This window comes from Vibrio sp. Vb1755 (genome assembly GCF_033338635.1).
Taxonomy (GTDB): domain Bacteria; phylum Pseudomonadota; class Gammaproteobacteria; order Enterobacterales; family Vibrionaceae; genus Vibrio; species Vibrio alginolyticus.
The window spans coordinates 1-1,040 of sequence record NZ_JAWOTA010000359.1; the positions used below are offsets into that span (position 1 = coordinate 1).

General features: G+C 46.5%; 1 protein-coding gene. It reads right to left on the reverse strand.

Translation table 11 applies throughout. The features are described from left to right. Positions 1-197 precede the first annotated feature (197 nt). A partial coding sequence (locus R7E00_RS25125; protein WP_318124927.1) for an EAL domain-containing protein occupies positions 198-1,040 on the reverse strand: 843 nt, incomplete at its 5' end.

Genomic DNA, 1,040 nt, shown 5'->3' on the forward strand with positions numbered 1-1,040 from the left:
CGCGGTTTTTAGCGCAGGCAGGTTACCCGCGGGACACAAGAGTTCCATATGCTCACAATCATAGAGAAGGAAAAGGTGCCCGCATTTTATGAAGAATTATGAATAGCTAATTTGACCTAAGTTAGGTTTAGCTCAATAAACTCAATATTTACCCCTTGAGAGTAGGGGTAAAGGTTTGATTTGACGAAGTAGGGGGATCAGTTTTCGTGGCGGCGGTTTTGCACAAACAACTCTTCGATTTCATGTTTTGGCTGAGGTCGGTAGAAATGAAAACCTTGAATCGAGTTACATTGAAGGTTGGAAAGCAAAGTAGCTTGCTGATGCGTTTCTACGCCTTCTGCAACGACCGTTAGTTCCAAAGATTTGCCCAAGTTGATGATGTTCTCGATGACGGTCACCTGTTTTGGCAGGGCGTCAATGTCATTAATGAATGCACGGTCGATTTTTAGTTCATCAATCGGGAAACGAGCTAAATACGACAGCGACGAGTACCCAGTACCAAAGTCGTCGATCGACAAAGCAAAGCCCAGCTTTTTAATCGCATTCAGCATTTGCAGCGTATGTTCGCTGTCACTCATCACCGCGCTTTCCGTTAGCTCAAACGTGATGCAACTTGGATCAAGTTCGGTTGTGCGCAGCAGCTTCTCCATAAAGTCGATCAACTGAGGGTTGCCAAACTGTTCTGGAGACAAGTTGATCGCGACGCGACCCGGCAAAATGCCTTGTTGTTTCCAGCGTTTTACGGTGTTGAATACATCACGCATCACCACGCGGCCCAGATGCTCAATCAAACCTGCTCGTTCCGCCACAGGAATAAATGATCCTGGGCTAATGTAGCCCTCAACCGGATGTTTCCAACGTACTAAAGCCTCAGCGCCATTGATACTGAAATCACGGGCGTTCACTTTGGGCTGATACCAAACTTCGAGACCATTTTGCTGCAGGGCTTTTTGCAGTTCGATTTCAAGCCACAAACGCATACGCGCTTCTTTGTTCATTTGGTCATTGAATTTGATCAGACGGTTTCGCCCGCGATCTTT